Annotated in this window: 25 protein-coding genes; 13 read left to right on the forward strand and 12 right to left on the reverse strand. The window is 68.2% G+C overall.

All coding sequences use genetic code 11. From position 1 onward, the window contains the following. Positions 1-66 precede the first annotated feature (66 nt). From ACZ0AA_RS14465 to ACZ0AA_RS14505, 9 genes are all read left to right on the forward strand, one after another. Entirely contained in the window at positions 67-879 is an 813-nt protein-coding gene (locus ACZ0AA_RS14465; RefSeq protein ID WP_463513332.1) for a hypothetical protein, read from the forward strand. A gap of 58 nt (positions 880-937) precedes the next feature. Continuing rightward, positions 938-1,726, forward strand: coding sequence for a signal peptidase I (locus ACZ0AA_RS14470; RefSeq protein ID WP_463513333.1), 789 nt, complete (start codon positions 938-940; stop codon positions 1,724-1,726). A gap of 11 nt (positions 1,727-1,737) precedes the next feature. After that, a complete protein-coding gene (locus tag ACZ0AA_RS14475) occupies positions 1,738-2,718 on the forward strand; it encodes a hypothetical protein (protein ID WP_463513334.1) in 981 nt (326 codons plus the stop codon). 112 nt (positions 2,719-2,830) lie between these two features. Then, positions 2,831-4,033 (forward strand): class I SAM-dependent methyltransferase, encoded by a 1,203-nt coding sequence (locus tag ACZ0AA_RS14480; RefSeq protein ID WP_463513335.1) that lies wholly within the window; start codon positions 2,831-2,833, stop codon positions 4,031-4,033. Positions 4,034-4,465: 432 nt separating this feature from the next. Continuing rightward, complete coding sequence (locus ACZ0AA_RS14485) at positions 4,466-5,770, forward strand: quaternary amine ABC transporter ATP-binding protein (RefSeq protein ID WP_400863124.1); 1,305 nt, start codon at positions 4,466-4,468, stop codon at positions 5,768-5,770. Further along, positions 5,770-6,798: an ABC transporter permease gene (locus ACZ0AA_RS14490; protein WP_463513336.1), complete on the forward strand. Its 1,029-nt coding sequence runs from the start codon at positions 5,770-5,772 to the stop codon at positions 6,796-6,798. The genes ACZ0AA_RS14485 and ACZ0AA_RS14490 overlap by 1 nt, the downstream gene beginning before the upstream one ends. A gap of 80 nt (positions 6,799-6,878) precedes the next feature. Further along, positions 6,879-7,793, forward strand: a complete 915-nt coding sequence (locus ACZ0AA_RS14495) for a glycine betaine ABC transporter substrate-binding protein (RefSeq protein ID WP_463513337.1) — start codon at positions 6,879-6,881, stop codon at positions 7,791-7,793. Positions 7,794-8,116: 323 nt separating this feature from the next. Then, positions 8,117-10,411 carry a GEVED domain-containing protein gene (locus tag ACZ0AA_RS14500; protein ID WP_463513338.1) on the forward strand — a complete coding sequence of 765 codons (2,295 nt, stop codon included), beginning with the start codon at positions 8,117-8,119 and terminating at the stop codon, positions 10,409-10,411. Positions 10,412-10,667: 256 nt separating this feature from the next. Beyond that, the gene (locus tag ACZ0AA_RS14505) at positions 10,668-12,158 is read left to right on the forward strand and encodes a lipase maturation factor family protein (protein WP_463513339.1); all 1,491 of its coding nucleotides are present in this window, start codon (positions 10,668-10,670) and stop codon (positions 12,156-12,158) included. Positions 12,159-12,393: 235 nt separating this feature from the next. On the opposite strand, the gene ACZ0AA_RS14510 is transcribed toward ACZ0AA_RS14505, so the two are convergent. The 8 genes from ACZ0AA_RS14510 to ACZ0AA_RS14545 form a co-directional block, all read right to left on the reverse strand. Then, positions 12,394-13,161 (reverse strand): ABC transporter permease, encoded by a 768-nt coding sequence (locus ACZ0AA_RS14510; protein WP_463513340.1) that lies wholly within the window; start codon positions 13,159-13,161, stop codon positions 12,394-12,396. Then, complete coding sequence (locus tag ACZ0AA_RS14515; RefSeq protein WP_400863114.1) at positions 13,158-13,943, reverse strand: ABC transporter ATP-binding protein; 786 nt, start codon at positions 13,941-13,943, stop codon at positions 13,158-13,160. Before ACZ0AA_RS14515 ends, ACZ0AA_RS14510 begins: the two co-directional genes overlap by 4 nt. After that, positions 13,940-14,311 carry a DUF1048 domain-containing protein gene (locus ACZ0AA_RS14520; RefSeq protein WP_463513341.1) on the reverse strand — a complete coding sequence of 124 codons (372 nt, stop codon included), beginning with the start codon at positions 14,309-14,311 and terminating at the stop codon, positions 13,940-13,942. Before ACZ0AA_RS14520 ends, ACZ0AA_RS14515 begins: the two co-directional genes overlap by 4 nt. 1 nt (position 14,312) lies before the next feature. Continuing rightward, positions 14,313-14,675, reverse strand: coding sequence for a PadR family transcriptional regulator (locus ACZ0AA_RS14525; protein WP_463513342.1), 363 nt, complete (start codon positions 14,673-14,675; stop codon positions 14,313-14,315). A 228-nt stretch (positions 14,676-14,903) separates the two neighbouring features. Beyond that, positions 14,904-16,220, reverse strand: a complete 1,317-nt coding sequence (locus tag ACZ0AA_RS14530; RefSeq protein ID WP_463513343.1) for a threonine/serine exporter family protein — start codon at positions 16,218-16,220, stop codon at positions 14,904-14,906. Between the two features lie 17 nt (positions 16,221-16,237). Further along, complete coding sequence (locus ACZ0AA_RS14535; RefSeq protein ID WP_463513344.1) at positions 16,238-17,593, reverse strand: anaerobic C4-dicarboxylate transporter family protein; 1,356 nt, start codon at positions 17,591-17,593, stop codon at positions 16,238-16,240. Further along, positions 17,590-18,330 (reverse strand): Type 1 glutamine amidotransferase-like domain-containing protein, encoded by a 741-nt coding sequence (locus tag ACZ0AA_RS14540; RefSeq protein WP_463513345.1) that lies wholly within the window; start codon positions 18,328-18,330, stop codon positions 17,590-17,592. The genes ACZ0AA_RS14535 and ACZ0AA_RS14540 overlap by 4 nt, the downstream gene beginning before the upstream one ends. Positions 18,331-18,771: 441 nt before the next feature. After that, complete coding sequence (locus ACZ0AA_RS14545) at positions 18,772-19,530, reverse strand: SGNH/GDSL hydrolase family protein (protein ID WP_463513346.1); 759 nt, start codon at positions 19,528-19,530, stop codon at positions 18,772-18,774. Positions 19,531-19,571: 41 nt separating this feature from the next. Between ACZ0AA_RS14545 and ACZ0AA_RS14550 the strand changes: the two genes are divergently transcribed. After that, positions 19,572-20,105 carry a cytochrome C5 gene (locus ACZ0AA_RS14550; RefSeq protein WP_463513347.1) on the forward strand — a complete coding sequence of 178 codons (534 nt, stop codon included), beginning with the start codon at positions 19,572-19,574 and terminating at the stop codon, positions 20,103-20,105. A 12-nt stretch (positions 20,106-20,117) separates the two neighbouring features. Here the strand turns inward: ACZ0AA_RS14550 and ACZ0AA_RS14555 are convergent, their stop codons facing one another. The 4 genes from ACZ0AA_RS14555 to ACZ0AA_RS14570 all read right to left on the reverse strand — a co-directional run bounded on the left by ACZ0AA_RS14555 (position 20,118) and on the right by ACZ0AA_RS14570 (position 24,030). After that, the gene (locus ACZ0AA_RS14555; protein ID WP_463513348.1) at positions 20,118-21,119 is read right to left on the reverse strand and encodes a magnesium and cobalt transport protein CorA; all 1,002 of its coding nucleotides are present in this window, start codon (positions 21,117-21,119) and stop codon (positions 20,118-20,120) included. Positions 21,120-21,545: 426 nt separating this feature from the next. Beyond that, a complete protein-coding gene (locus ACZ0AA_RS14560) occupies positions 21,546-22,388 on the reverse strand; it encodes an SDR family NAD(P)-dependent oxidoreductase (RefSeq protein WP_463513349.1) in 843 nt (280 codons plus the stop codon). Then, positions 22,385-23,152 (reverse strand): polyamine aminopropyltransferase, encoded by a 768-nt coding sequence (locus ACZ0AA_RS14565; RefSeq protein ID WP_400863097.1) that lies wholly within the window; start codon positions 23,150-23,152, stop codon positions 22,385-22,387. Before ACZ0AA_RS14565 ends, ACZ0AA_RS14560 begins: the two co-directional genes overlap by 4 nt. Continuing rightward, positions 23,149-24,030 carry a hypothetical protein gene (locus ACZ0AA_RS14570; protein ID WP_463513350.1) on the reverse strand — a complete coding sequence of 294 codons (882 nt, stop codon included), beginning with the start codon at positions 24,028-24,030 and terminating at the stop codon, positions 23,149-23,151. The genes ACZ0AA_RS14565 and ACZ0AA_RS14570 overlap by 4 nt, the downstream gene beginning before the upstream one ends. A gap of 104 nt (positions 24,031-24,134) precedes the next feature. On the opposite strand from ACZ0AA_RS14570, the gene ACZ0AA_RS14575 reads away from it, so the two are divergent. From ACZ0AA_RS14575 to ACZ0AA_RS14585, 3 genes are all read left to right on the forward strand, one after another. Beyond that, positions 24,135-24,683, forward strand: a complete 549-nt coding sequence (locus ACZ0AA_RS14575) for a hypothetical protein (protein WP_463513351.1) — start codon at positions 24,135-24,137, stop codon at positions 24,681-24,683. 93 nt (positions 24,684-24,776) lie between these two features. Continuing rightward, positions 24,777-25,325 carry an ArsR/SmtB family transcription factor gene (locus ACZ0AA_RS14580; RefSeq protein ID WP_463513352.1) on the forward strand — a complete coding sequence of 183 codons (549 nt, stop codon included), beginning with the start codon at positions 24,777-24,779 and terminating at the stop codon, positions 25,323-25,325. A 10-nt stretch (positions 25,326-25,335) separates the two neighbouring features. Beyond that, the gene (locus ACZ0AA_RS14585; RefSeq protein WP_463513353.1) at positions 25,336-26,871 is read left to right on the forward strand and encodes a serine hydrolase domain-containing protein; all 1,536 of its coding nucleotides are present in this window, start codon (positions 25,336-25,338) and stop codon (positions 26,869-26,871) included. Positions 26,872-26,878: the final 7 nt, after the last annotated feature.

Raw genomic sequence — 26,878 nt, forward strand, 5'->3', positions numbered from 1 at the left:
TCGACGACTAGCTGGGCGTCGGGTGAACCAGTCCCTTGTAGAGGGGCTACAAGCAGAAAGAGAAACATGGACAACCACGCAACAACCATCGTTGTCACGGAGGAGCGCAAGCGTCGCCGCGGACTGGTGTGGGTCGGGCTGGGCGCGGTCGCGCTCCTTGCGGGGGGCTCGACGTTCGCGCTCTGGAGCGCCGATGACGTCTTCGCCGGCGGCGAGATCACGGGCGGTGACCTCAACCTCGTCCAGACCGCGGACACCTCGTTCTACGACGTGTCCGCCGACCGATCCGACGCGACCGACACCCTCCCGGGCACCGACGGCACTCAGCTCGGCCACCTGATCGACGACGCATCCTGGCGCGCCGTTCCGGGTGACAAGGTCGCCGCGGCGTTCTCCGCGGATGTCACGCTCGAGGGCGACAACCTCGTCGGCAAGCTCTCGGTCGCCGGTCTGGACGCCATGATCGACGGCAACGCATCCATGACCTGGTCTTACGAGGTCTACAACCAGGGCGCACTGCTCGTCTCCGAGACCGCGGTCCCCGCGGACAGCAGCCTGTTCTACCTGTCTGCACCGGCAACCGGTCAGGCTGACGGCGTCGACGACGGCGTTGCCATGGTCGCCACCGCAGGCGGCGCTGCGGAGTCGACCGTCTTCCAGATGACGGATACGTCCGAGGACGTCACCGTGGTCCTCTACGGCACGTTCGACAGCACAGCCGGCGACGCCGGCAAGGACACCCTTGCGGCGGACGGCAGCTACTCGGATCAGACCGCCGCAGCCACGGGCACCCGCCAGGACGCCCTGACCGTCGACACCCTCGCCGAGCTGAAGCTGCAGCTCGACCAGGTCCGCGACACGGGCTCGCAGTTCAAGTAAGCAGGTCAAAGCAGTGGGGCACCCGCGTCAGCGGGTGCCCCACTTCAAGGAGAAGACAGTGCCTCGCAACCGAATCAGATCTCCCCGCACCCGGCCGGGTGCCGGACTCCGTCTGGCGCGGGTGCCCGGCTCGCTCTGGCAGGCACTCGGTGCCGTCCTGGGGGCGATCGCAGCTGGCGTCATCATCGTCGTCATCGCGACCCTGTTCCTCATCCCCCGCATTCTCGGGGGAGACAGCCTGACCGTGCTCACCGGTTCGATGGAACCCGGCCTCGGCCCCGGCGACGTCGTCGCAGTACGAGGGATCGCTCAGGAGGAGGTCTGCGACGACGTCTCGATCGGCGACATCGTGACCTACCATCCCACCCCGGACGACCCGGCACTCATCACCCACCGCGTCATCGCGAAGACCGTCGGCGACTACGAGGACGGTACTTCCTGTCGGCTCATCCTGCAGGGCGACGCCAACTCAGCCCCCGACGAGCCCGTCTCGCCCGAGCAGGTGCGTGGCGTGTTCATGTACGGCATTCCCGCCGTGGGCTGGGCGCGGAGCTGGGTCGACGACAACAAGATCCTCGTGTTCTCGATATTCGCCCTCGTGGCGGTGGGCGTCTACGCACTCGATCGGGCACGTCCGCGAACGCGCGTTCGCGCCATCGCGGGGGCACTGACCGCACCGGATACGGCTTCGCCGTCTCCTGAGGGAAACCGCGGGGCCGACGCTGACGCGTCGCTCCGAGCACGAGAACTGGACCTGCGGGAGCGAGAACTCGCTCTTCGTGAGCGCGAGGTCGCGCTTCTGGAACAGAAATTTCACTCAACCGCACCCGTTTCACCGTCTCTGTGAGAGGAACACCCATGAGTGCCTACATCGACGTCTCCGGCGACAGCTGCTCTCTGAAGCAGCCATCGCGCCTGGCACGCGGCGCGCGATCACTGGGCGCCATCGCCCTCGTGCTGTCCGTCCTGATAGCGCTGGGGTTGTCCATGGCCCCCGCCAGCGCCACCGTCTTCGGGACCCGCCCTCCGGCGGAGGAATCTCCCCGCGGAGCTGCCGGGGCTGAGACTCACGCGACGGGAGCCGCCGACATCACATCGAGCCCCGCCACCCGGGCGGACCTGGTCTCGGGCCGGTGGGACGGGCATACGGTTCACCTGAACTGGCGAGGGTCCGAATACGCCACTGCTCAGGCGAGCTTCGTGGGCGAACGCCTGGTATCGCCAGGGGATCACGTCTCCCGCACCCTCCGAGTGCGTAACGACGGCCCATCCGACGGCGTCATGGCCGTCGGCCTCGTGCTGGCAGAGACCGTGCCCACCCTGGCTGCCAACCCAGCACTCGGCGACCACGTCACGCTCTTCTGGGACATCGCCGGTGTGACGGGCTCTGCGCCGTTCTCCGATCTGCTCGCCCTCGACGGCGGACGTCCCGAACTCGTGCAGGTGCAGGTTCCGCGCGATGCGGATGTTCCCGTGACGGTCGGATTCGACGTGCCGGCATCTCTGGCCACCCAGAGGAGCGCGGATGCGGAGTCGACCGAGCTGCTTTTCGACATCGTCGTGCAGCTCGAGGGCGACACGAGCACGACACCCCCGATCCTGGCGGCGACGGGCGGCAGCGCGGCCATCACCGCGGCGCTCGTCGCTCTCGCTCTCGGCATCGCTGCCGCAGGGCTGCTCCTGCTGGCAGCCCGCCGTCGCCATTGCGACGGATGCGATGACGCGATCGGACGAGGCGCACCCTGGGTCGCTCGGCGCACCGCATCCGGCGAGCGAGAGACGCTGTGCATCGGATGCGCACCCGCGCCCCTTCGCACCGCCCTCGCCCTGTCGGCCTAGGGCGAAGACGGTTCGCGACGGTCCGCCGAACGAGGGCGGCCCTGAGCCTGCCATCCCCCGTTCTGGTTCGCCGTCTCGGACGCTCCGTCTCGGACGCTTCTAGTCTGGAGGGGTGGACTTCCCCTATAGCCGCCTGCGGCGCTGGCCCGATGTCGAGGCCGACAACCTGCAGGCCCACGACGCGACCGATCTGCTGCTCGTCGAGCGCGCTCTCGCGCTCGACGTGGCGGGGCGTGAGATCGCGGTGATCGGCGACGAGTACGGAGCGATCACCCTGGCGCTGACCGATGCCGGCCTCGACGGCCTCCGCGTGCATCAGGACCTCGCGACCGGGCGCCGAGCGCTGGACCGCAACGCCGACGAGCTCGGCCTCGTCGGCTTCTCTGGCCACGAGCTCGATGCGACTCTGCTCGACGGCGCGCGGCTCGTGCTGGTGCAGCTGCCGAAGGCGCTCGCCGAACTCGAAGAGATCGCCGACGCCGTGGCACGCTGGGCCGCCGCGGAGGCCGTGCTCGTCGCCGGCGGCCGAGTGAAGCACATGACCATCGCGCAGAACGAGGTGCTCGGGCGCAGCTTCTCCCATGTGCAGGCCCAGCGCGCCGAGCGGAAGTCGCGCCTGGTCGTGGCCTCCGAGCCCAGGACGGTGCCAGAGAAGCCGCCGTTCCCGGTGACCGAGCGGCACGACGGGCTCGTGCTGGTCGCGCACGGCGGGGCCTTCGCGGGGCCGAAACTCGACATCGGCACCCGGGTTCTGCTCGAGGTGCTCGGGCTCGGGGATCCGCAACTTCGGAAGAACGCACCCGGATCGGTCGAAAAGGCCCCGAATCGGCCCGATGCCGCACGTTCTTCCGGAGTTGTGGACGGCGAACAGCCGAGCCCGGCCCCGGTCGTCGTCGATCTGGGCTGCGGAACCGGCGCGCTCGCCGCGTCGTACGCCCTCGCGCACCCCGATTCCGGCGTCATCGCCACCGACCGGTCGGCCGCGGCGGTGGCCTCGGCCCGCGCCACCATGGCAGCGAACGGCGTCGACGATCGCGTCGTCGTCATGCACGACGACGCCGGTTCCGAGCTCGCCGACGCCAGCGCCGACGTCGTGCTCCTCAACCCGCCGTTCCACCTCGGCAGCAGCGTCCACACAGGGGCCGCGACACGTCTGTTCGAGGCCGCGGCCCGCATCCTCCGCCCCGGTGGCGAACTCTTCACCGTCTACAACTCCTCGCTCGGATATCGCGCCGAACTCACCCGGCTCGTGGGTGCCACCGAACAGCTCGAGCGCACTCCGAAGTTCACGGTGACGCGCAGCATCCGCCGCTGATCCGTCTCCTCCTGCGCCTCGTTCGGCCATACGCGCTTCCCGCGGCCACACACTCGGAATGGGGCCGACGCAGGCGCGAACGGCCGCCCGAAAACGCGGGCCAGACCCCGGCGCGTCGCGTGGCCGAAACCCGCGCAATCCCCCGGTCAGCCACCGAAACTGAACACCCGAAGAAATGGCGGATTTGCCCCTGACCGGCCATTTCGTTACGTTGGTTGGTGGGCCTGACGGCCCGAAGACCAGTCCGCGATCACGTCCTTCTTTCGAATGTGCTGTGCTGCGAAGAGGCGTGGACGTACGGTCGATGCTCTATCGCGGTGGATCCGAAATCCGCCGTCCGCGCCGCCACAGCACCATGTCGAAACGGCCGGGAGGATCACCCGGGCGTAACCGAAGCAGGCTCAGCCCCCGAAGGCGAGCCGCAGGGGAAACGTGTCCGAAATCGCTCTTGAAGCGCGCAATCTGTACAAGGTGTTTGGGAAGAATCCGAGCAGTGCCGTCCGTCGACTGAAGGCCGGTGAGAGCAGATCCGAGGTCGGCGACGCAGGAACCGCCGCCGTCATCGACGCCAGTTTCACCGTGAACCGGGGCGAGATCTTCGTGATCATGGGCCTCTCGGGCTCCGGCAAATCCACCATCATCCGCATGCTCAACGGGCTGCACGACGCGACCGACGGATCCGTCGTCGTGAACGGCGACCCCATCACGGGCATCCCCTCGTCGCGTCTGCGCGAGATCCGCCGCGACCGCATCTCGATGGTGTTCCAGCACTTCGCACTGCTGCCGCACCGCACGGTCGCCGCGAACGTCGCCTACCCGCTCGAGCTCAAGGGCGTGGGCAAGGACGAGCGGCTGAAGAAGGCGGAGGAGATCCTCTCGCTCGTGGGACTCGAGGGCCAGGCCGACAAGCTCCCCTCCGAGCTGTCGGGCGGGATGCAGCAGCGTGTGGGCATCGCCCGCGCGCTCGCCGCCGACTCCGACATCCTGCTCATGGACGAGGCGTTCAGCGCCCTCGACCCGCTGATCCGCCGAGAGATGCAGGAGCAGCTGCTCGAACTCCAGGAGAAGCTGCAGAAGACGATCGTCTTCATCACCCACGATCTCAACGAGGCCATGTTCCTCGGCGACCGCATCGCAGTGATGCGCGACGGCCGCATCGTGCAGATCGGCACGCCTGAGGACATCCTCATGGATCCTGCCAACGACTACGTCGAGCAGTTCGTGCAGGATGTCGACCGCGCCCGGGTGCTCACGGCCGCGAACGTCATGGAGCGTCCGCGTCCGGTCGTCGCCGAGACCGCCGGGCCTCGCACGGCGCTCCGCCAGATGCGCGACGCCTTCATGTCGGCCACGTACGTCACGGGCCGCGACCGCAAGCTGCTCGGGATCGTCACCGACCGAGATGCCGTCAAGCTCGTGCGTCAGGGTGTGTCGACGCTCGAGTCGATCATCAAGCCGGTTCCACAGAGCGTCAGCGAGGACGAGGTCCTCATGAACCTCTTCATCCCGTCGGTGGAGTCGCCGCTGCCGTTGGCGGTGGTGGATGCCGCGGGGCGCCTGACCGGCGTGATCCCCCGCATCACCCTGCTCGCAGCCCTCGGCCCCGGCCCCGGAGCTACGGGCGAGCTCACCCTGCCGCTTCTTCCGATGCCGCAGGCCGAGATCGACGCAGTGCTCGACGACGGATGGACGGCTGACCCGCAGCCGGCCGCCGCAACGACAGAGGAGGTGCGCTGATGGATGGTTTCCGCATTCCCCTCGGCAGCTGGGTCGCAACAGGAGTCGACTGGATCAAGACGAACCTCGACGGCCTGCTCGACGTCATCTCGTTCGTCGTCAGCTTCCTGGTCGACGGGCTCACCCGCGCCCTGCTGAGCCCGCATTTCGTGGTCATCATCGTGATCGCCGCGCTCATCGCCTGGCTCGTCCGGTCGTGGCAGCTCGCGATCGGCACGGTCGTCTCGTTCGGCCTCATCGTGGCCATGGGCCTGTGGGTCCCTGCGATGCAGACGCTCGCCCTCGTGCTCGTCGCGGCGGCGATCGCGGTGCTCATCGCGGTGCCGCTGGGCATCTGGTCGGCCCGCAACGCCACGGTGCGTGCGGTGCTCAAGCCCGTGCTCGACTTCATGCAGACCATGCCCGCGTTCGTCTACCTGATCCCGGCGATCGTGTTCTTCAGCATCGGCGTCGTCCCCGGACTCGTCGCGACCGTGATCTTCGCGCTGCCTCCGGGCGTGCGACTGACCGAGCTCGGCATCCGCGGTGTCGACTCCGAGACCGTCGAGGCGGGTCAGGCGTTCGGCGCGAAGCCGGGGCAGATCCTGCGCGGCATCCAGCTTCCGCTCGCGATGCCGACGATCCTCGCCGGCGTCAACCAGGTCATCATGCTCGCCCTGTCGATGGCCGTCATCGCCGGCATGGCCGGCGCTGACGGCCTCGGAAAGATCGTCGTCGAGGCGATCTCCACCATCAACATCGCCAAGGGCGTCGAGGCGGGTCTGGGCGTCGTGCTCATCGCCGTCTTCCTCGACCGCGTCACGGCAGCGCTCGGCGACCTGGGCAGCAACCGCTCGTCGCTGCTCGGGATGCTGGCGCGTCGTCGCACGCGGCAGCGTCTCGCCGCGGCATCCGCAGCGTCGGACTCCCCTGCATCCGCACCTGCATCTGCATCGGCCGAGGCGGTCGATGCGAAGGAGGCCGAGGACGAGGCCGAGCGCCTGAAGGCCTCCCCGCGCCGCACCGCCGTCGGCGGCGGCGTGCACTGACTCATCCCTCCCGCAAGAGAACACGCAACACAGCAGTACACAGCAACACAGCACATATATACGGAACGAGAGAGATACACATGAAGAAGATCCTGACGATCGCGGCCATCGGCGCCGCAGCGACACTGACCCTCGCCGGCTGCAGCGGCGACGGCATGGGAGGCACCGGCGGAGGCACCGGCGGAGGCGACTCCGGTTCGGGCGACAAGGGCACGATCACCCTCGGGTTCCTGCCCTCGTGGACCGACGGCCTGAGCACCGCGTACCTGCTGCAGGACCAGCTCGAGAAGATCGGCTACAACGTCGAGATGAAGACGCTGACCGAGGCGGGCCCGCTGTACACCGGTCTCGCCCAGGGCGACGTCGACATCTACCCGTCGGCCTGGCCCGAGCTGACGCACGCCGAGTACATGAACACCTACGGCGACGACATCGAAGACCTCGGCGCGTACTACGACAACGCGAAGCTGACCATCGCGGTTCCGGAGTACTCCGAGCTGAACTCGATCGAGGACCTCGCGGGCAAGGGCGCCGAGTTCGACGGCAAGATCTTCGGCATCGAGCCGGGCGCCGGTCTCACCGCGCAGACCCAGAAGATGATGCCCGAGTACGGCCTCGACAGCGAGTACGAGCTCGTCACCTCGTCGACGGCGGCGATGCTCACCGAGCTGAAGTCCGCGACCGACAAGCAGGAGGACATCGTCGTGACGCTGTGGCGTCCGTTCTGGGCCAACGACGCCTTCCCGCTGAAGGATCTCGAAGACCCCAAGGGCGCCATGGGTGAGTCCGAGGCTCTGCACTTCCTGGGCACGAAGGGCTTCGCCGAGGAGTTCCCCGAGGCCGCTGAGCTGATCGAGCAGATCAAGCTCGACGACGAGCAGTACGGCTCGCTCGAAGACCTCGTCGTGAACGAGTACGGCGAGGGCAAGGAAGCGGATGCTGTCGACGCATGGCTCGAGGAGCACGGCGACGACTTCGACTGGGTCGTCAGCTGACCTGACAGCGCTGAACTGATTCCGCCCCTGCGTCGGGCGGACTCCACCCGGATGGGCGGAGGATCTGTCACGGATCCTCCGCCCATCGCTGTGTTCTCCGCCCCATGGGGCGATGCGACGGACAGCCGTCATCCGGGGTATTGATGTACCGAAACAGCGCCTCGATCCACCCGTCACGAACAGTCGGAACCCCCGTCTTGTGAGTGCCGTCGAAAGATCGACGACACTCCAGACATGCTTCGCCGGGGCTGAAAGCTGCGCCCACCGGTCCGTCGGACGGATCGGGATCTCCCGCGGAGATGTCCCCTGTGATTGAGGACCTGATGACTGCACCAGCACCGGCATCCGCCCCCGTACCGCGGCGACGCCGCCTCCGAACGCTCCTCGGCGTGGCGCTGATCGGCGTGATCCTGCTGGCAGGAGGACTCCCGATGACGCAGGACCCGGCAGAGGCGATCGAGGATGCGGTGAGCACGACCCGCACCGCGACCTCCGCGACTATGAACTACCGGGGCGGGGTCACGGCGACGCTGACCCTCAATCCCTCGACCACGCAGTATGGAACCGCGGGTGTGCAGTTCCTGACCACGACCCCGCACTCCGGTTACGGTGCGACGCCGGCGATGTTCGCTCCCGGTCTGGATCCGGCGAACACCCCGACCGTCGGACTCGAGGCCTACGCCGGCATGTGCGGCAATCTCGACTACACGGGATACTGCCCGGGCAACGGCACGCTCACCGTCGCCTTCAACCGCCCCGTCACCGATCCGATCCTCGACATCTCGGGGCTCGGTGGCTACGCGCAGTGCTCGGAGAGGCGGAACTCGAGCGAGACCTTCTGCAACATCATCACCGGCAACGGCCTCACCGTCAGGACCAACGCCGAGGGTGACCGCACGGCTGCCGGATGGATCGTCATGCAGCTCGGCATCGTCACCCCGGGTGTGACGTTCTCGCAGTTCGCGGGCGCGCAGAACTTCCAGACCACCCCGACGACCCTCACCACGGTCGTCAAGACGAGCAGCTCGCGATGCGACACGATTCTTCCCGACGCCGCCGAGCTGGGTGGCCGCACCATGACCAGCACATCGCTCGCCGGGTGCGGCTCGGTCGCGCTGAAGGGCACGTTCCAGACGGTCACGCTGAGCCTCGGCACGCACATCCAGCGGGCTCCGGTCACCGACGGGTGGGCCAGCGGATACAACGTCGCCGACCTCGGGACGAGACTCGCCGATCTCTTCCGGCTGTCCATCCGTCTGCACGAGGACATGGGCGACGCCCCGAGCAGCTACGACGCCGCCCAGGCCGCCGTGCACGTGCAGGGTCCTCTGCGCCTGGGTGCGGGAATCACCTCGGATGCCGACGCGACGGCCAAGCCGACGCTCTCGCCGAACGCCAGCGCGACCGCATCGCTCGACACGGATGACGCGATCGGCGACGGCATCCGTGCCCCGCGCGCGATCCGCGGCACCGCGTACTCGTTGCCGATCCCGCTGTCAGGCACCACGTCTGCGGGAACAGTCGCCGGGTGGATCGACTTCAACAAGAACGGCGCGTTCGATGCGACCGAGCGGGTGCAGGCGGCCTTCCTCGCCGGTGCGACCTCGGTGAACCTCGCGTGGACGGTGCCTGGAACCGCCGTCGTCGGAGACACCTACCTGCGTCTGCGCACCTCCTTCACCGCGTCGGAGGTCGCCGACCCTCGGGGCATCTCCCAGTCGGGCGAGGTCGAGGACTACATCCTGAACCTCGCTGCGGCGGCACCCGCCATCGAGGTCGTCAAGCTCGTGAACGGCGACGACGCGAACACGGCTCCGGGCGTCGCCGTCGATGCCGGGTCGGCGCTCACCTTCGAGTTCCGCGTGAAGAACACCGGAAACGTCGTGCTGACCGCTGTGCAGCTCGCGGATGATGTCATCGCGGCGGCGTCGATCCTCCCCGTCGGCGCGTGGGACGGCACTCTCGACCCTGGCGAGACGGCGGTGTTCACCGCGACCATGCCCGCGCCGACGGCCGGCGGTGTGCTGCACAAGAACACGGCGACCGCCTCAGGCCAGCCGGCATCGGGAGGGGTGCGCATCACCGACACCGACCCTGCTCATGCGACCACGCGCGAGGTGCTCGCCTCGATCATCGTCGAGAAGCTCGGCGAAGACGTCAACGGGGATTGGGTGCGGATGGACGGATCGGGCTTCCGTCTGCTCGCCGACGCGGCGGGAAGCCCGGGCGCTCCGGTGACCCCGGGACTGATCGCCGGAGCCGAGGTCGGAGTCTTCACCGCCGCCGGCCTGCGTCCGGGCACCTACTGGCTGGAGGAGACGAAGGCGCCGGAAGGGTTCTCGCTCCTCGCGGATCCGGTGAAGATCGTCGTGTCGGCAGCCGGTGCGCTGTCGATCGCCGACGGGCAGTCGAGCCCGCAGGTGACCCTCGAAGGGAGCACGGTGTCGGTGCGCGACGTGCCCGCCTTCGAGCTGCCGGCCGCCGGAGGAACCGGTTCCCAGGGCTTCACCCTCGCCGGTGGTCTGCTGATCGGACTCGCTCTCGCTGGCATGGTCGGGCTCGAGATCCGTCGTGCACGGCGAGGCCGCCGCGCCGAGGCGCTCGGCACGGTCAGCTGACCGGGCTGCGGGCTGCGGACTGCGGGCTGAGGTCTGCGGGCTGAGGTCTGCGGGCTGCGTCGCCCTGTCGGGAGGAGTTCTCCCCGATGGGCGGAGGGTCACCCGAAGATCCTCCGCCCATCGGGGTGTTCGCCGCCCCTCGCGGCGTTCGGGTCTCGCCGACGGGCCTCGAGGGCGCGCAGCGAGTCGACACGTGCAGGGTGCCTCTCCCGCAACCCCCTCCTGCGCGGCGCGGTCCCGGGCGTAACCTGTGCGCGTGGACGGGTTCGCGGCGGTCGACTTCGGGTTCGCCCGCGAGGTCCTCCAGCGGGGCATCGCGGCGCTGTACCTCGTTGCGTTCATCTCGACCCTGAATCAGTTCCGGGCGCTCCTCGGCGAGCACGGGCTGCTGCCGGCGCCCGTGCTGCTCGACTGGATAGGCGAGCAGAGCGAGCGACGGCGGATGCTGCATCCGACGCTCTTCACCCGCATCCGTTACTCCGATCAGCGCCTCACGATTCTGTGTGGGGCGGGTATCGCCGTGTCGGTGCTGCTCGTGATCGGCATCCCGCAGTGGGGTCCGCCGTGGGTGCCGATGCTGTGCTTCCTCGCACTGTGGCTCGGGTACATGTCGGTGGTGAGCATCGGTCAGACGTTCTATTCGTTCGGCTGGGAGATGCTGCTGCTCGAGGCGGGGTTCCTGGCTGCGTTCCTCGGTTCGAACGAGCAGCCGCCGCCGACCGTCGTGATCGTGCTGTTCTGGTGGCTGCTGTTCCGGGTCGAGTTCGGCGCCGGGATGATCAAGATCCGCGGCGGACAGGAATGGCGCGACCTCACGGCCCTGATGTTCCACCATGAGACGCAGCCGATGCCGGGTCCCTTCAGTCGTCAGGCGCATCTGCTGCCACGGTGGTTCCACCGCGGTGAGGTCGTCGGCAACCACTTCGCCCAGCTCGTGGTGCCGTTCTTCGTGTTCGCGCCGATCCTGTCGGTGTGGATCCCCGGGCCGGTGCCGCAGCTCGTCGGAACCGCGGCTGCGGCGATCATGATCGCGACTCAGATATGGCTGGTCGCCACGGGCAACTTCGCCTGGCTGAACTGGGTGACGATCGTGATCGCGTTCTCGGCGATCGGGATTCCGGGCGTCGGGATGCCGGGCATCGGGGCTCGGGGTGGTGGACAGACGGATGTCGCAGCATCCCTCTGGCCCGGCATCCCGCTGTACTGGTTCGTGATCACCACGGCCGTCGGTCTGCTCGTCGTGGCGCTGAGCTGGCCCGCACTGCGCAACCTGTTCGCGCGACGTCAGCTGATGAATGCGAGCTTCAACCGCTGGCAGCTCGCCAACGCCTACGGGGCCTTCGGCACGGTCACGAAGCACCGGGTCGAGATCATCGTCGAGGGGTCGGTCGACGATGACGGCCTGCTGTGGCGCGAGTACGAGTTCAAGGGCAAGCCGGGCGACGTGCGCCGCATCCCTCGGCAGTTCGCGCCGTATCACCTGCGACTCGACTGGCTGATGTGGTTCCTGCCGCTCGGGCGCTCTCTCGACGACTGGTTCACGGTGTTCCTGCTGCGACTGCTCGAGGCGGATGCTCCGACGCTGGCGCTGCTGCGGAGCGACCCGTTCGACGGCGAACCGCCGCGGTGGGTGCGTGCCGTGTCTTACCGCTACCGCTTCGCGACCCGCGCCGAGCGGCGTGCCGACGGTGTGGTCTGGGTGCGTACCCGGCAGGCCGTGGTGCTCGGTCCGCTCGGGCTTCGGTAGGTCGCGCGCGCCGGGTAAGAGGTGGACCACCCCACCCGGTTAGGGAGGAGAACCGCCCTTCGGGAGGAGCCTCAGGGCAGGATCCTCCTCCCCACGCGCAGTCCTCCTCCCGAGGCGCAGTGTCGAAGTCAGGAGCCCTACACAAGTCGAAGCCGGGCCAGCCGACGCCGAGCGCGGCGAAACGCCCCGGCCGGGCGCGGGGCCCGGACGGAGCGTTCCGTCTCACTGCAAACGGTCAACTGACCTTCTTGCGGTACGCGGTGATCGCGAACACGTACGCGACGATCAGGATGCCGACGCACCAGGCGAGGGCGACCCAGATGTCCGTGCCGACCGGCTTCTCGGCGAACAGCGCCTGCATGGTGTCGACGATCGACGTGACCGGCTGATTCTCGGCGAACCACCGCACCGGGCCAGGCATGGTCTCGGTCGGCACGAATGCCGAGCTGATGAACGGCAGGAAGATCAGCGGGTACGAGAACGCGGTGGCGCCGTCGAGCGTCTTGGCGCTGAGACCTGCGATGATCGCCAGCCATGTCAGTGCCAGGGTGAACAGCAGCAGGATGCCGATCACGGCGAGCCATGCCAGAGGGCCTGCCCCGGTGCGGAATCCCATCACGAACCCGACGGCGAAGATGATCGCCAACGTGATGGCGTTCGAGACCATCGAGGTGAGCACATGTGCCCACAGCACACTCGATCGTGCGATCGGCATGGAGTGGAAGCGCTCGAAGATCCCGCTCTGCAGGTCGTTGAACAGGCGGTACGCCGTGTAGGCGATGCCGGATGCCACCGCGATCAGCAGGATGCCCGGGAGCAGGTAGTTCACGTAGTTCTCGGCGCCGATGCTCAGCTTGATGGCTCCGCCGAAGACGTACACGAACAGCAGCATCAGCGCGATCGGGGTGACCGCCGTGGTGATGATGGTGTCGGCGCTGCGGAAGATGTGCCGCATCGAGCGGCCGGTGAGTGTCGCGGTGTCAGCGACGAAGTGCGTGCTCATGCGGCGTTCTCCTTTCCGGGTTCGGTCGACGAGGTGGTGCCGACGAGAGTGAGGAAGATCTCCTCGAGGGTGGGCTGCTTCTCGACGTACTCGACCTTGGCCGCAGGCAGCAGGCGCTTGAGGTCTGCGAGGGTGCCGTTGGCGATGATCCGGCCCTCGTGGAGGATCGCGATGCGATCGGCCAGCTGCTCGGCCTCGTCGAGGTACTGGGTGGTGAGGAGCACCGTGGTGCCGGTGTTCGCCAGCTCCTTGATGACGTTCCACACCTCGATGCGGGCTTCGGGGTCGAGGCCCGTGGTCGGCTCGTCGAGGTAGATGACCTCGGGGTGTCCGACCAGGCTCATGGCGATGTCGAGGCGACGGCGCATGCCGCCCGAGTAGGTGCCGACCTTGCGTGCACCGGCATCCGTCAGGCGGAACCTCGTGAGCAGGTCGTCCGCCACCTTCGCGGCATCGGGCAGGTGCCGCAGCTTCGCGACCAGCACGAGGTTCTCGCGACCGGTCAGGATCTCGTCGACGGCCGCGAACTGACCCGTGAGGCTGATGATCCGCCGCACCGCGAGCGGGTCGGCCGAGACGTCGACTCCCTGCACGACGGCCGCGCCGGCATCCGACTTCAGCAGCGTCGAGAGGATGCGCACCACTGTTGTCTTGCCTGCGCCGTTCGAGCCGAGGAGGGCGAAGATCGATCCCTTCTCGACGTCGAAGTCGACGCCGCGCAGCACGTGGAGATCCTTGTAGGACTTCTCCAGGCCGCGCACGGAGATGGCGGCGCCGGTCATGATCGTGTCTCCTTCTTCTTCGCGTCGTCGACCGCCTTGTTGAGGCGGGCGCGCTCCTTGTCGATCCAGTGGGTTCCGCCGTACGCCTCGGCGTAGGTCTCGGCGAACGAGACGGCGTCGTCGCCGACGATGTCGTCGATCGGGGTGCCGTCGATGGCGGCGCGCTCCCACAGATCGGCGAGATCGAGGAAGATCTGCACGAGGATGTCGCCGTCGGTGATGCCCCCGTAGTACATCGTGTAGCGGTGCTGGGCGTTGGCGACCGTGCGATACGGCTCGGGGAGGGCGTCGATGCGCTTCTTGGCATCGCGGTACTGCTTCTTCTGCTCGAGCGATCCGGTGAGCGCTTCGATCCACTTGGCGGCCATGTCAGTTCTCCTTGATGTTCGTGTCGATTTTCGTGTTCGTGTCCTCGGTGCGCAGGCTGTCGATGCGCTGCGTGAGGAAGCTCCAGGTCTTCCAGAACTCCTCGAGCTCCTGCGTGCCGGCAGGGTTGAGGGAGTACACCTTGCGGGGCGGCCCCTTCTCGCTGGGCACCTTCTCGACGTCGACGAGCTTCTTCTGCTCGACGCGCACGAGCAGGGCGTAGATCGTGCCCTCGGCGATGTCGGTGAATCCGTGGTCACGCACGCGGGTGGTGATCTCGTACCCGTAGGCCGGCTGCTCGGCGAGAAGGGTCAGGACGATGCCCTCCAGGGTGCCCTTGAGCATCTCGGTCATCTGCTTGCCCATGAGAACCTCCTTTCGTTCGGTTGCGGTACTCAGTGTTGCTGGGTACCGGTACAAAGTAACACTGAGTACCGGTACTTAGCAACACCGAATACTAAGTTTTCTCGGAGGGCGGGCACGGTCGATTGCCATGACTCCGGAGGAAGTCGGCAGGCGTGGCGATTCGGGGGCGATCCCGGTCGAACCTGGGGACAGTTCCGGAGTTATGGCGGCCGGACGACCGAGCCCGGCTCAGTCGCGAGCGCGCCGCCAGGGCAGCAGGCGATCGAAGAACCGCCGCGGCGCATCAGCGGCCACCGTCGGCGGTGCCACCGCGAACTGCACGATCTCCTCCGCCCCGTGATGCACCACCCGGTACAGCGCTGTGCCGATGAGCACGCCGAGCGCGATCGACATGATCGAGAGCAGGGCTTCCATGAAATCCGCGAGTCCGCTGTCGGTGGCGACGGCCTCGGTCAGTCCGACCAGCCCGGCGGCCCCGGGCACGAGCAGCCAGAACGCGGGCAGGAAGGTGATCTGCACCGGAGCCCCGTGGCGCAGCGAGGCGATCCAGAACACGACGAGCGCCATCGCGACCGCTCCGACGAATCCGCCCACGGTCGCGCCGAGCAACGCCGTGCCGGCCCACTGCCCGATGTAGGCGACGATCAGGGCGAGCAGCACCCAGCCGAACGTCGAGGCGGGCGCCGAGAAATGCAGGTAGTTGCCGAGAGCGAAGACGAGGATGCCGATCAGCGCGACCCACCACGGCAGGAACGATGCCGCCTCGAGCGGCTCGTACGTGCGCGACTCGACCCCGACGACCGTGCCGGCTGCGAGGATGCCGAACGCCAGTAGCGCGAGCTGCACGAAACCGTAGACCAGACGTGAGGCTCCCGAGATCATCTGCCCTGCGGCGAGCTCGACGGTCGCCGTGGTCAGCACACCCCCGGGCAGGAAGGTGACCAGCGGGGCGATGAGCAGGCGGATGGGATCGCCGATCTCGATCACCTCGGCGAGCAGGAACACGGCAGCGGCGCAGCCGAACGCCGCGGCGATCGGCATCACGAGCTGCAGCGTGGGAGACCGCACGAGCTTGAGCAGTCCGATACCCGCACCCAGCACGAACGCGACGATCGCGCCCTGCCAGGTCGGAGCGAGCAGCAGCGCGAGTCCGGTCGTCAGCACGGCATGCCCGAACGTGCGGGTGACCCAGCCGAGACGGGGGCGCATCGCGCCGATCTCGTTCAGGCGTCGGATGCCGTCGAGCGGCGGCACCGAGGCGTTGCGCGCCTGCGCGATCAGCTCGTACAGCGCCGCGATCTGGTCGAATCGGAACGACGCGTTCGTCGCCGATCTGATCGCCACTCGCGACTCCTCGTCATCGCCGGTCTCGACCAGGATGATCGTCGGCAGCACGACGAAGTCGGTGTCGTCGCCGCCGTAGGCCTCGACGACCTCGGTCATCGTGTCGCGGATGCGGTCGACCGATTCGGCCGAGGCGTTCATGCCCTGCGCGAGTCCGAGAAGGAACTGGCGCAGGGCCGAACGGTCGAGGGCATCCGGCATGTCAGCGGGCCCTCACGTCACGAGAACAGGAACGAGAGCGTCACGCCGACGACGATCGCGACCCCGATGTAGACGAGGTTCGGCAGCTGGAACGAGTGGTCGAAGACGAACTTGCCCATCTTCGTCGTGCCGGTCTGGTCGAACGCGACGGTGGCCACCTGACTGCCGTTGGCGGGCAGCGTGTAGATGCCCATGGTCGACGGCCAGAGCCCGACGAGTAGCGGAGCGGGCAGTCCGATCGTGATGCCGATCGGGACGATCGCGTTGGTCGCGCTCGATTGACTCGTCGTCAGCATCGCGACCGCGAACAATGCGAGGGCGAACAGCAGCGCGCCGAGGAACGCGGACGATCCCGAGACCACCGACCCGAGTCCGTCGACGATGAGCGTCTGGTTCGCCGCGACGAACGTGTTGGCGAGCCAGGCGATGCCGAACAGGGCGATCGCACCGACGATACCGGCGGGGAACGTCGGCTGCTTGGGGACGTCGGCGGCCTTGACCTTGCAGAACACGAAGATGAGAGCAGCGATGATGCCCATCACGACCTCGATGATCACGGTCACGCTCAGGCGCACCGGGTCGCCCGCGTCATCCGTGCCGATCACCGGGCGCAGCCCCTCGAAGAGGCCGAACAGCACGATGACGCCCACACCGATCAGAAAGAGTGTGGCGGACAGCACCGCGGTGCGCGGCAGCTTGCTGTCGTGGGCGTCGACCGTCGGCGGCTGGATCTGGTGGCTCTCGAGGCGGCGCTGGAACTCGGGGTCGTCTTCGAGATCCTTGCCGTGCCGCATCATGACGAGCGCCGCGACGAAGAGCCCCGCGATCGACGCGGGCCACATGATCAGCAGCAGTCCGCCGAGGTCGACGCCCTGAGGCGCGAGCAGCACGACCATCGACGCGGTCGCTGCCGAGACGGGGGAGCAGAGGATGCCGACCTGCGACGCGACGGCCGAGACCGAGAGCGCTCGTTCGGGGCGGATCTTCTGCTGGTACGACACGTCGTAGATCACGGGGAGCAGCGGGTAGAAGATGTTGCCGGTGCCGGCGCCGACCGTGAAGAGGAACGACATGGCCGGGGCGAGGAACACCACGGACTTCGGCTTGCGCCTGATCACCTTGGCGGCGACCGACACCATCCAGTCGATTCCGCCGGCGGCCTGCATGGTGGATGCGGCGGTGATCACCGTGATGACGATGAAGACAGCATCCACCGGGGCGTTGCCCGGGGCTTCCCCGAAGACGAAGATGAGCACGGCGACGCCGACGAGCCCCCAGACGCCGAGGCCGATCCCGCTCGTGCGGGTGCCCATGTAGATCGCGAGGATGACGACGATCAGCTGGGCGACGAGGATCCATACGTTGTCGTTCATGTCGACGGCCCCTTCGTGATGGGGCCGGAGCCGGTGAGGATCTCGGTCGCGAGCTCGGTCTCGACGATCTTGCCGCCGATGGCCTCGACACGCAGCGCGAGCGGGTTCTCGACAGGACTGATCGCGGTGACGAAGTCGGAGTTCTCGAAGTGCAGCGACTGCAGGTTGCCGACCGCGTATCCGGTGGCGAGCTCGCCGCTGAGCAGGGATGCGTGGAACAGCGGCCGGCGCTGATCCTCGGCGTCGTAGTGCGGGCAGAAGCTGCCGTGCAGGAACCCGAGTCCTTCGGGCAGCACCTGCAGCGTGGGTCCGTAGCTGTCGGTGGTGCCGCCCTCGAACCAGCAGATGCCCCCGGCGCTGCCGCCGGTGAACACGACGTTCGACGCGGGATCCTCCCACATCTCGCGCATGATGTCGTCGAGTCCCTGACGCTTCCACACGTCGAGCATGTTCGCGGTATTGCCGCCGCCGACGTGGATGACGTCGAAGCCCTTCACGAATCCGGCGAGGTCGTCGACCGACCGGTGGAAGAGGGGAAGGTGATGCGGTGCGCAGCGGTCGGAGTCGTATGTCGAATAGAAGCTCACGATGTATGCCGCGTCATCGCCCGTCGCGGTGCCGACGAACAGCACTCGAGGCCTCTTCTTGCGTGTGAGCCCGAGGATGTAGTCGTGCGTCGGGTCGTTCCGACGCTCCATCATCGCCTTGCCTGCGCCCGTTGCCACCACGTGAGACATGCCGCCACCCCCGCTGTCGTGTGCGAATGCGCCCAGGGTATTGGCGTTCCCGGCCAGTCGGGCGACGACCTCACCCGGTCAGGGCGAGTGCGCCGATGCGCGTCTGCCGCGCGGCGCTCCGCCCCCGGCCGCGCGGGGTCACTTCCGCACCTCCCAGCGGATGCGGGGTCACCTTCGCATCGGAAACCTTGCTGCGCGGTGCGGAACTGGCCCCGCATGGGGGCTCGGCGACGCGGGGTCACTTCCGCATCTCCCAGCGGATGCGGGGCCACTTCCGCATCTCCTAGCGGATGCGGGGTCACTTCCGCATCGGAAACCTTGCTGTGCGGTGCGGAACTGGCCCCGCATGGCGGCGGCGGCGGCCGACGGGCGGGCAGCGGCGACGGACGCCGCGCGGGCCGGGGCCGGGGCGGGGCGGGGCGGGGCGGGGGATGCGGGCGGTTAGCCGTTCAGGCGCGCCGCCATCACCCGCGCCTCGAGCAGGGGGAGCGTCCGGTCGCGGTCGGGCTGCGGGCAGATGTCGAGGGTGTTCGCGAGTTCGAGGGCCAGGGCGGCGTGACCCGCGGCGTTCGGATGGAACGGGTCGTTCATCATCCCCCACGGCACTCCGCCGTTGCCGAGCTCGGTGAACCGCGCGTGCTGATCGACGAGGATCACGTCTTCCGAGGCGGCGACCTCGCGCACGGCATCCGCGAACTCGACGATCCGCTCGCGGCCCGGCGCATTCGGGACGTCGATCGACGGCGGTGTCTGCAGCACGACGATCGCGCCCGCCGCCCGTGCGCGCGTGACGAACTCGCGCAGCGAAGCGGCGAAGTCCGAAGGCGCGACGGTGACCTGGCCTGGGCCGGTCGCCATGTCGTTCGTGCCGATCATGAGGGTGACGATGTCGGGCCGCCACGACGCGACGCGACGATCCCAGTCGCCGAGGATGTCGGTGAGGCGGTGCCCGCTGATCGCTGTGTTGATCACGGCGTCGCGGGTGCGCCCGAGCTCGCCGCGGATCAGTTCGTGCAGATGCTCGGGATAGCTGCGGCCACCCTGCGTGTGGACGAGTCCGTGGGTGATCGAATCTCCGGTGATGACCCAGTTCAACGGCTCCGGTCCGACGAGGGACGCCGCGAGGCGGCTGAGGTCGGATGCGGCGGATGCGGCGGATGCGGCGGATGCGGCGGATGCGGGGGATTCGGCGTTCGGCACGTCCCCGAGCCTAGCGGCGGGGTCAGTGGAAGACTGGTCGCATGGCCTCCTCACTGCTCGACCACCTCCTCGCCCGCATCGTCGACAGCGGACTGCTCGATGATCCGGTCGCCGAGAACGGCCTCGTCTACGGCCGGGCCACCATCGACGCCGCCGGCGCGGTCGTCACCGTCAACGTCGACCCCGAGCTCGAGGACGACGAGGAGACCCTCGACGACGACACTCTGCTCGCGGCGATCGCGCGCATCCTGTCGGTGTCCGAGACGCGGTGGCGTGCGGTGATCGACGAGGTCGCCGACGACATCGACGAGGCGGTGGACGATGAGCCGGTGCTCGAGCAGATCGACCTGCGCGACGATCTCGAAGCCACCTCCGTCGTGGTGTTCGCCGATGCGGTGCTGATCGCCTTCGACGCGCCGAAGCAGTTCCCGGACTCTCGGATCCTGGTGCAGCTCGACGACGAGCTCGAGGTCGCCAACATCGAGGTGCGCGATCGTGAGGGCGTCGAGGCCGAGGTCATCGAGTTCGACGACCTCGACGGCCTGCTCGAGAGGCTCAGCGGCGACGACCGCTGAGCCCGACCGGCCTCACAACCACTTCTTGTACTTGAACACTCCGTAGAGGGCGACCGCGAAGGCGGCCATCGCTCCGATCGCCATCGGATATCCGTGTGCCCAGTGCAGCTCGGGCATCACCTCGAAGTTCATGCCGTAGACCGTGCCGACGAGCGTGGGCGCGAAGATGATCGCCGCCCACGAGGAGATCTTCTTGATCTCGTCGTTCTGGGCCAGCCCTGCCTCGGTCTGCCGTCGTGCGACCAGCGCGGAATGCACGGTCAGCGCGTTCTCGAGGATCGCCCGGAACGAATCGACCCGCTCGTTCACGCGGATGACGTGGTCGAGCACATCGCGCAGCGACCGCTGCAGCTCTTCGTCGATGCGGTACTTCTCCGACCCGCGGCGCAGCCATTCCAGCATCCCGGCGAGCGGGTGCACCGCCCTCTGGAAGTTGATGACCTCGCGAGAGAGCTCGTAGATGCGGCGCGAGAGGGCGTCGTCGTCGCTGTCGCCGAAGAGCTGGTCCTCGATCTCGTCGATGTCGTTGAGCAGCCCGGCGACGATCGGCTCGTAGCCGTCGACGACCTCGTCGAGGATCGCGTAGAAGACGGCCTCGGGTCCCATCGCGAGCAGCTCGGGGTGCGCCTCCATGCGGCGGCGCACGCCGGCGAGGTCGGGCGACTCGGCGTGGCGGATGGTCACCACGAAGTCGGGGCCGACGAACAGGTGCAGCTCGCCGAACTCGATCGACTCCTGCTCGTCGCGGTAACGGGCGGGGCGCAGCACGGCGAAGAGCGTGTCGCCGTAGCGCTCGACCTTCGACCGCTGGTGTCCCGACAGCGCGTCTTCGACCGCGAGCGGATGCAGGTCGAATTCGCGCGCGACCGAGGCGACCTCGATAGGGCTCGGTCGATACAGACCGATCCAGGCGATGCCGCCGTGGGCGTCGAGCGACCGGTAGGTCTCGTCGAGGTTCTTCGGGGTCTCCACGCGACGTCCGTGGACGTACACGCCGTTGTCGATGAGGGCCATGACTGGCTCCGTTCTCGCAGGCGCACTGCCTCGTCAGAGAGGGCGTGCGCAGAATTCGTCAGGGGGCGGAAGACGCCGCCGACGGCTGCGGAGCAGGACGTGCAGGTGCGGAGCCGAAGCTCAACGCACGGATGCAGTCAGACGCGACGCAACGAAGGCGGCGTCGCAACTATCACCGGACATCGCCATCACCGCCTCTCGCGCTCTGAAGGGTCACATGACCCGGTGTGCCAGCATACTCCTGCCGTCTGAGCGCGAGATCCATGCGACCCCGCATGCGTGCCTGGCCGCTCCGGTCGTAGTTCGTGCGGCTGAAGTCCCCGCTGGGTCGGTTCCGGTCGCAGTTCGTGCCGTCGGGAACGCGGTGGGGCGGCACGAAGTGCACCCGGAGCGCGCCGGGGCGAACAGCCGGTGACCCGGATGCGGTCAGACGGCGTCGATCCCGACGAGCTCTGCACTCTTCTGCCACAGCGCCTCGGCCAGTGCGGCGTCCTCGATCCGCGGGTTCACGCGCCGAGTCAGCACCCGCTCGTCGTAGTACTCGCCCGAGATCCAGGTCTCGTCGGGCGTTCCCTCGATGAACCAGCTCAGGGTGCTGCCGCCCTTCTCGCTGCTGATGAGGAGCAGGCGCTTGAGCGGGGTGCGGTAGACGAAGCGCATGAGGGTGTTCGAATCCGAGGCGAAGTTGGTCTGCACGGTGCCGGGGTGGAAGGCGACCGAGCTCAGGCCCTCGGCGCGGAACTTCGTGTGCAGGCTCTTCGTGAACAGCACGTTGGCGAGCTTCGCGTCGCCGTAGGCCCTGTTCGCACTGAAGTTCTTGCGATTGTCGAGGTCGTCGATGTCGAGCCGAGCGAACAGACGGTGCGCGACGCTCGACGTGTTGATGATCGCTGCGCGACCGGTGCGCAGCTGGGGCAGCAGCAGGTTCGTCAGCAGGAAGGGGGCCAGGTGGTTGACCTGCAGCGTCTTCTCGAACCCGTCGACGGTAGGAGTCTGATCCCCGAAGATGCCGCCGGCGTTGTTCGCGAGCACGTCGATCCCGCCGTCGCCCACGGCATCCGCGATCTTCGTCGCGAGTTCACGAACGTCGTCGAGCCGGGCGAAGTCGGCCGTGAACCACTCGGCCCCGGTGTCGGCGGCGACCGCCCGCGTCTTCTCGACGGACCGGCCGACGAGGATGAGCCGGTGACCGGATGCCGCGAGCTGGCGTGCGGCGGCCGCGCCGATGCCGTCGGATGCTCCGGTGAGCACGATCGTCTTCGGGGTCACGACGCCGACTCCGGTGCAGGTGCAGGTGCAGGTGCAGGTGCGACAGCGGCATCCGTCGCACGGCGACTGCGCGCGACGTACACGGTGTTCGACGACGTCCCGCCCGTCACGGCGTTCGCGAAGTCGACCACGTGGGCGACGGCATCATCGAATACGGTGCGCATCTCGCCCATGAAGTCCTCGTCGGGCGGATCATCCGACCACAGCGCGAAGACACCGACGGCAGCGAGGTGCCGGTCGAGTGCGCGCAGGCCGGCCGCGGTGTAGAGGTCGGCATGCGTGGGGTCGAGTTGGTGACGCGGCGAGTGGTCGACGTCCAGGAGGATCGCGGAGTAGCCGGGGTGATCTTCGCGGGGTGCTGCCCGAACCAGGGCGAAGAAGTCGTCTTCGACCAGGTTCGTGCGCGGGTCGTCGACGAGTTCCGCCGACACGGGCAGCAGGCGCCGCTGATGCCAGCTGATCACCGCGCCGAGCCGATCGACCACCGTGAGCGAAGCCACACGGTCGTCGCGCAATGCGGCGACCGCCGTGTATCCGAGCCCGAGTCCGCCGACCAGGACCGAGAGATCATCGCCCTCGGCAGCAGCCAGACCCAGGTTCGATAGCTCCTCCTCGGCCACGGTGAACAGGCTCGACATCAGGTATTCGTCGCCGAGCCTGACCTCGTAGATCTCCTGGCCGACCGCGGGCTCGGTGCGTCGGCGCAGCGTCAGCTCGCCGATCGGTGTCTCCTGCCAGTCGAGCTCTTCGAATCTCGTGATCATCGCGGGTTCTCCCGGTCGTCCTTGGTGCTCGCGGGCAGGGGTGCAGGTGCCTCTGTGCCGGCCCGGGTCACGGGAGCGTTCGTAGCGGGGGGCAGGAAGATCCTCTCGGGTTCCGGCGTGGTCTCCGTGACGGTGCCCGCCGACGGGTGCGCCGGCAGCTCACGGGCCACCTGATTCTCGAGCACCTGCACGGCCTCGTCGCTCAGCAGGATCAGACCCTCGAGTTCGTCGCGCACGCGCCGATAGGCGATGTTGCGCTCGGCCTGCGTGGCCGATTCGTCGACGGCGACTTTGAGCAGCTGCTGCGCGCGATCGAGCCGCTTGCGCTCGGGCTCGGTGAAGGTCGAGTCGCGCAGGCGGCGGGCATCCTTCTCTGCGATCTCGAACGCCACGGCGTAGGCGCCCACGGCGTCGAGGTACTCCGAGACCTGCCGCTCGGTCACGGTCGAATCGGCAGACAGCGGGCGCAACGCATCCGCCGTCTTCTTGGCCCGCAGGAACGCGGCGACCAGAGGCTGGCGTCCGTCGCTCATGGCGGGGAAGGCGATCAGCTTCGCGACGTCGAGCTCGTAGTCGAGCCAGCGCGCGGTGATCTCGTCGTGCTCTGAGAAGAGGCGCTCGAGCAGGGTGTTCGGGGCGACCGAGGCCCGGGTGTCGACGACCGCCGGGCCGATGCGCTTCGCCCGTCCGCTGCGCGCTTCGAGCTGGGCGGTCTTGATCTCGGCCTTGAGTCGCAGAGTCTCGATGCGTCGTTCGTGCCGGCGCTTCGCGCTGCGCTCCCACGCCTTCGCCGCGCCGCCGGCCATGCCGAGGATCGGGAAGGCGAGCCACCAGTAGTTGCCCGCAAAGATCCAGAAGCCCCGGATGAACTCGTCCATGATGCCCTCAGCCTACTTCTCGGGCTTCACGGAGTCGCCTGCTCCCGGCGCCGGCACCGGCACCGGCACCGGCACCGGCACCGGCACCCGGTTAGCCTGTGGGCATGATCATCGATGATTTCCCGCGTGACCTGCTGATGACCGGGGCGATCTTCGGGATCGCCGCATTCGTGTGGGCGGGGTGGGGGCAGGAGCGCCCGCCGAAGCACTGGAGCTGGCGCGTGATCCTCGGGGTGCTCAGCCTCGGCGGCGCGGCTCTGGCCGGGATCAGTCTGCCCGCGGCGATCCGCAACTGGTCGGCGCCGACGGCGATCAGCTGGGCTGGCGCAGCGTCGACCTGGTATCTGATCGTCTTCTGGATCGAGGTGGTGGTGATCATCGTGCTGGCGATCTGGGCGACCAGGCGCAAGCGACAGGATCTCATCGCGCCCCTCGTGCTGGCTGTCGTCGGCATCCACTTCATTCCGCTCGCGTGGGTGTTTCAGCAACCGGTCTTCGTGTTCGCCGGAGCGCTCATGGCCATCGCCGCGCTGGTCGCCGCGCTGGTGCCCGACAAGGAAGCCGCCCGGAGCTTCTGGTGCGGCATCGTGGCGGCGCCGATTCTGCTGACGGTCGGCACGATGTGCGCGGTGATCGCGTTCGGGAGCCTCTGAACCGGCATCCGTGCTCGGGGCCGCGCCCGCATCCGATCCGACCGTCGAAATCCCCCGTTTTCCGTAATTACGAACTTTTGATAGGTTCGGATCATGGAATCCGACGAGCAGAGCACGATCGAGCGCCGGCTCACCGACCTCGAGCACGAGGTCGCGCGACTCTCCGCACTCGCCGCTCACTCTGCCGGGCCCGCCGACGATGCGGAATCGGAAGCGACGGATGCTGCGCCCGAAGCCGCCGGCTCCGACGATCCGCTCTGGTTCGTGAACGAGCTCGGCCGCCGTGCGCCGGGGGCCGTGATGATGGCCGGCGCGGTCGAGACGCAGGCGGGCCCGGTCCGCTGGCAATACGGACTGCACGCCGAAGGGCTGCTCGCGAATGACTGGAGCGACCTCGCCCGTCCGCTCGAAGCTCTGGGGCACCCGGCACGCCTCGAGCTCGTGCGCCAGATCATGCGCGGCGCGCACACGACGGCCGAGCTGCTGCAGCTCGAGCACCTCGCCTCGTCGGGCCAGCTCTACCACCACCTGCGCCAGCTCGTCAGCGCGGGGTGGCTCGTCTCTCCGCGCCGCGGGTACTACGAGGTGCCCGCCGCACGCGTGGTGCCCCTTCTCGTCCTGACCATGATCGCCTCGAGCTGAGGAGCCCACCGTGACCACTCCCTCGAATCCCTCCGCCGACCTGCAAGACCCGCAGAACGCGCCGGATGCTCGACGCCGACGCCCCACCCGAGCGATCCTGGCCGTGATCGGTGCGGCAGCGGTCGTGGGCGTCGCGCTCGGTGCGGCGATCGGTCCGCAGCATCAGACGGTCAGTGCGTCGACCGCAGGCGATGAGGCACTGGCCGACCGCATCCGCTCCCTGCCCGGGAGTCTCGACAGCTTCCGCGCACTCTCCGTCGCCGAGATCGGCCCCGACGGCGCCGTGTTCGCCGGGCTCGGCGACGCCGACCCGTCGAAAGCGGGAGCCCCGACCGCCGACACGGTGTTCGAGCTCGGATCCATCACCAAGACCTTCACGGGTGCGCTGTTCGCCGATGCGATCGAGCGAGGCGAGGTCGAGGCTGAGGATCAGCTCGCTGAGCACCTTCCCGAACTCGAAGGCACGGAAGCCGGCGAGGTGACGCTCGCGTCGCTGTCGCAGCACTCCTCCGGACTGCCGGGACTCGGTGCCACGGCGGAAGCGGAGTCGCTGACCGGCGTCCTCCTGAACGAGAATCCCTACGCGACGACCACGACCGAGCAGCTGATCGCCGACGCGGCGGTCGCGCCGGTCGACCCCGATCAGGGCTCGGTCTATTCGAACTTCGCCGTCTCGCTGCTCGGGACGGCACTCGTCGAAGCGGCGGATGCCGATGGCTACGCGGCCCTGCTGAAGGACCGCATCACTGATCCGCTCGGTATGGACGACACGGTCGTCGCGGCGACGGCCGACGAGGTGCCCATCGACGCCGTGCCCGGGTTCCTGTCGAACGGCACACCCGCGCCGCGCTGGTGGGGCGAGGGATACCTGCCGGCCGGTTCGTCGACCTTCACGACCGCCGCCGACCTGGCGACCTGGGCGCAGGCCAACCTCGACGGGACTGCCCGGGGCGTGGCCGCTCTCGATCCGACCGCCCCCATGGGAGAAGGGGCCGAGATCGGATGGGGATGGATCACGTCGGCCGCGTTCGACGGCGACAGCCTGCAGACGTGGCACAACGGCGGAACCGGGGGCTTCCGCACCATGCTCACACTCGACCGGGAGGCCGGCACCGCATTCCTCGCGCTGTCGAACACGACCGCCCCGGCCGACTACATCGCCATGTCGTATGCGTCCGGCGCGCCGATTCCCGCGATCGACAGCGCGTCGGTCGGCATCGCGTGGGGCATCTTCGGGCTCGCTCTGCTGTTGAGCCTGGTCGCCCTGATCCGAGCGTCCCGGGTGAAAGCGCTTCTGCCGTCGATCGGCGACCTGATCTGGGCGGCCTTCGGCCTCCTGCTGCTCTGGCACAGCGGGCCGTGGTTCTCCGTCGGCGGTTGGGTGTGGGGCATCGCTCTCGCACCGGCGCTCGCTGCCATCGGCATCCTGGTGCTGCGTGGCTCGCGGACGCCGCTGCCCTTCCGGCCTCGCCGCCGCGCATGGTACTGGTGGGCGGTCGCCGTGATCGGTGCGGTGTTCGCCGTGGGGGTCACGTTCCTCTGGTGAGTTGATA

It is taken from the genome of Microbacterium sp. AC035, assembly GCF_979258485.1.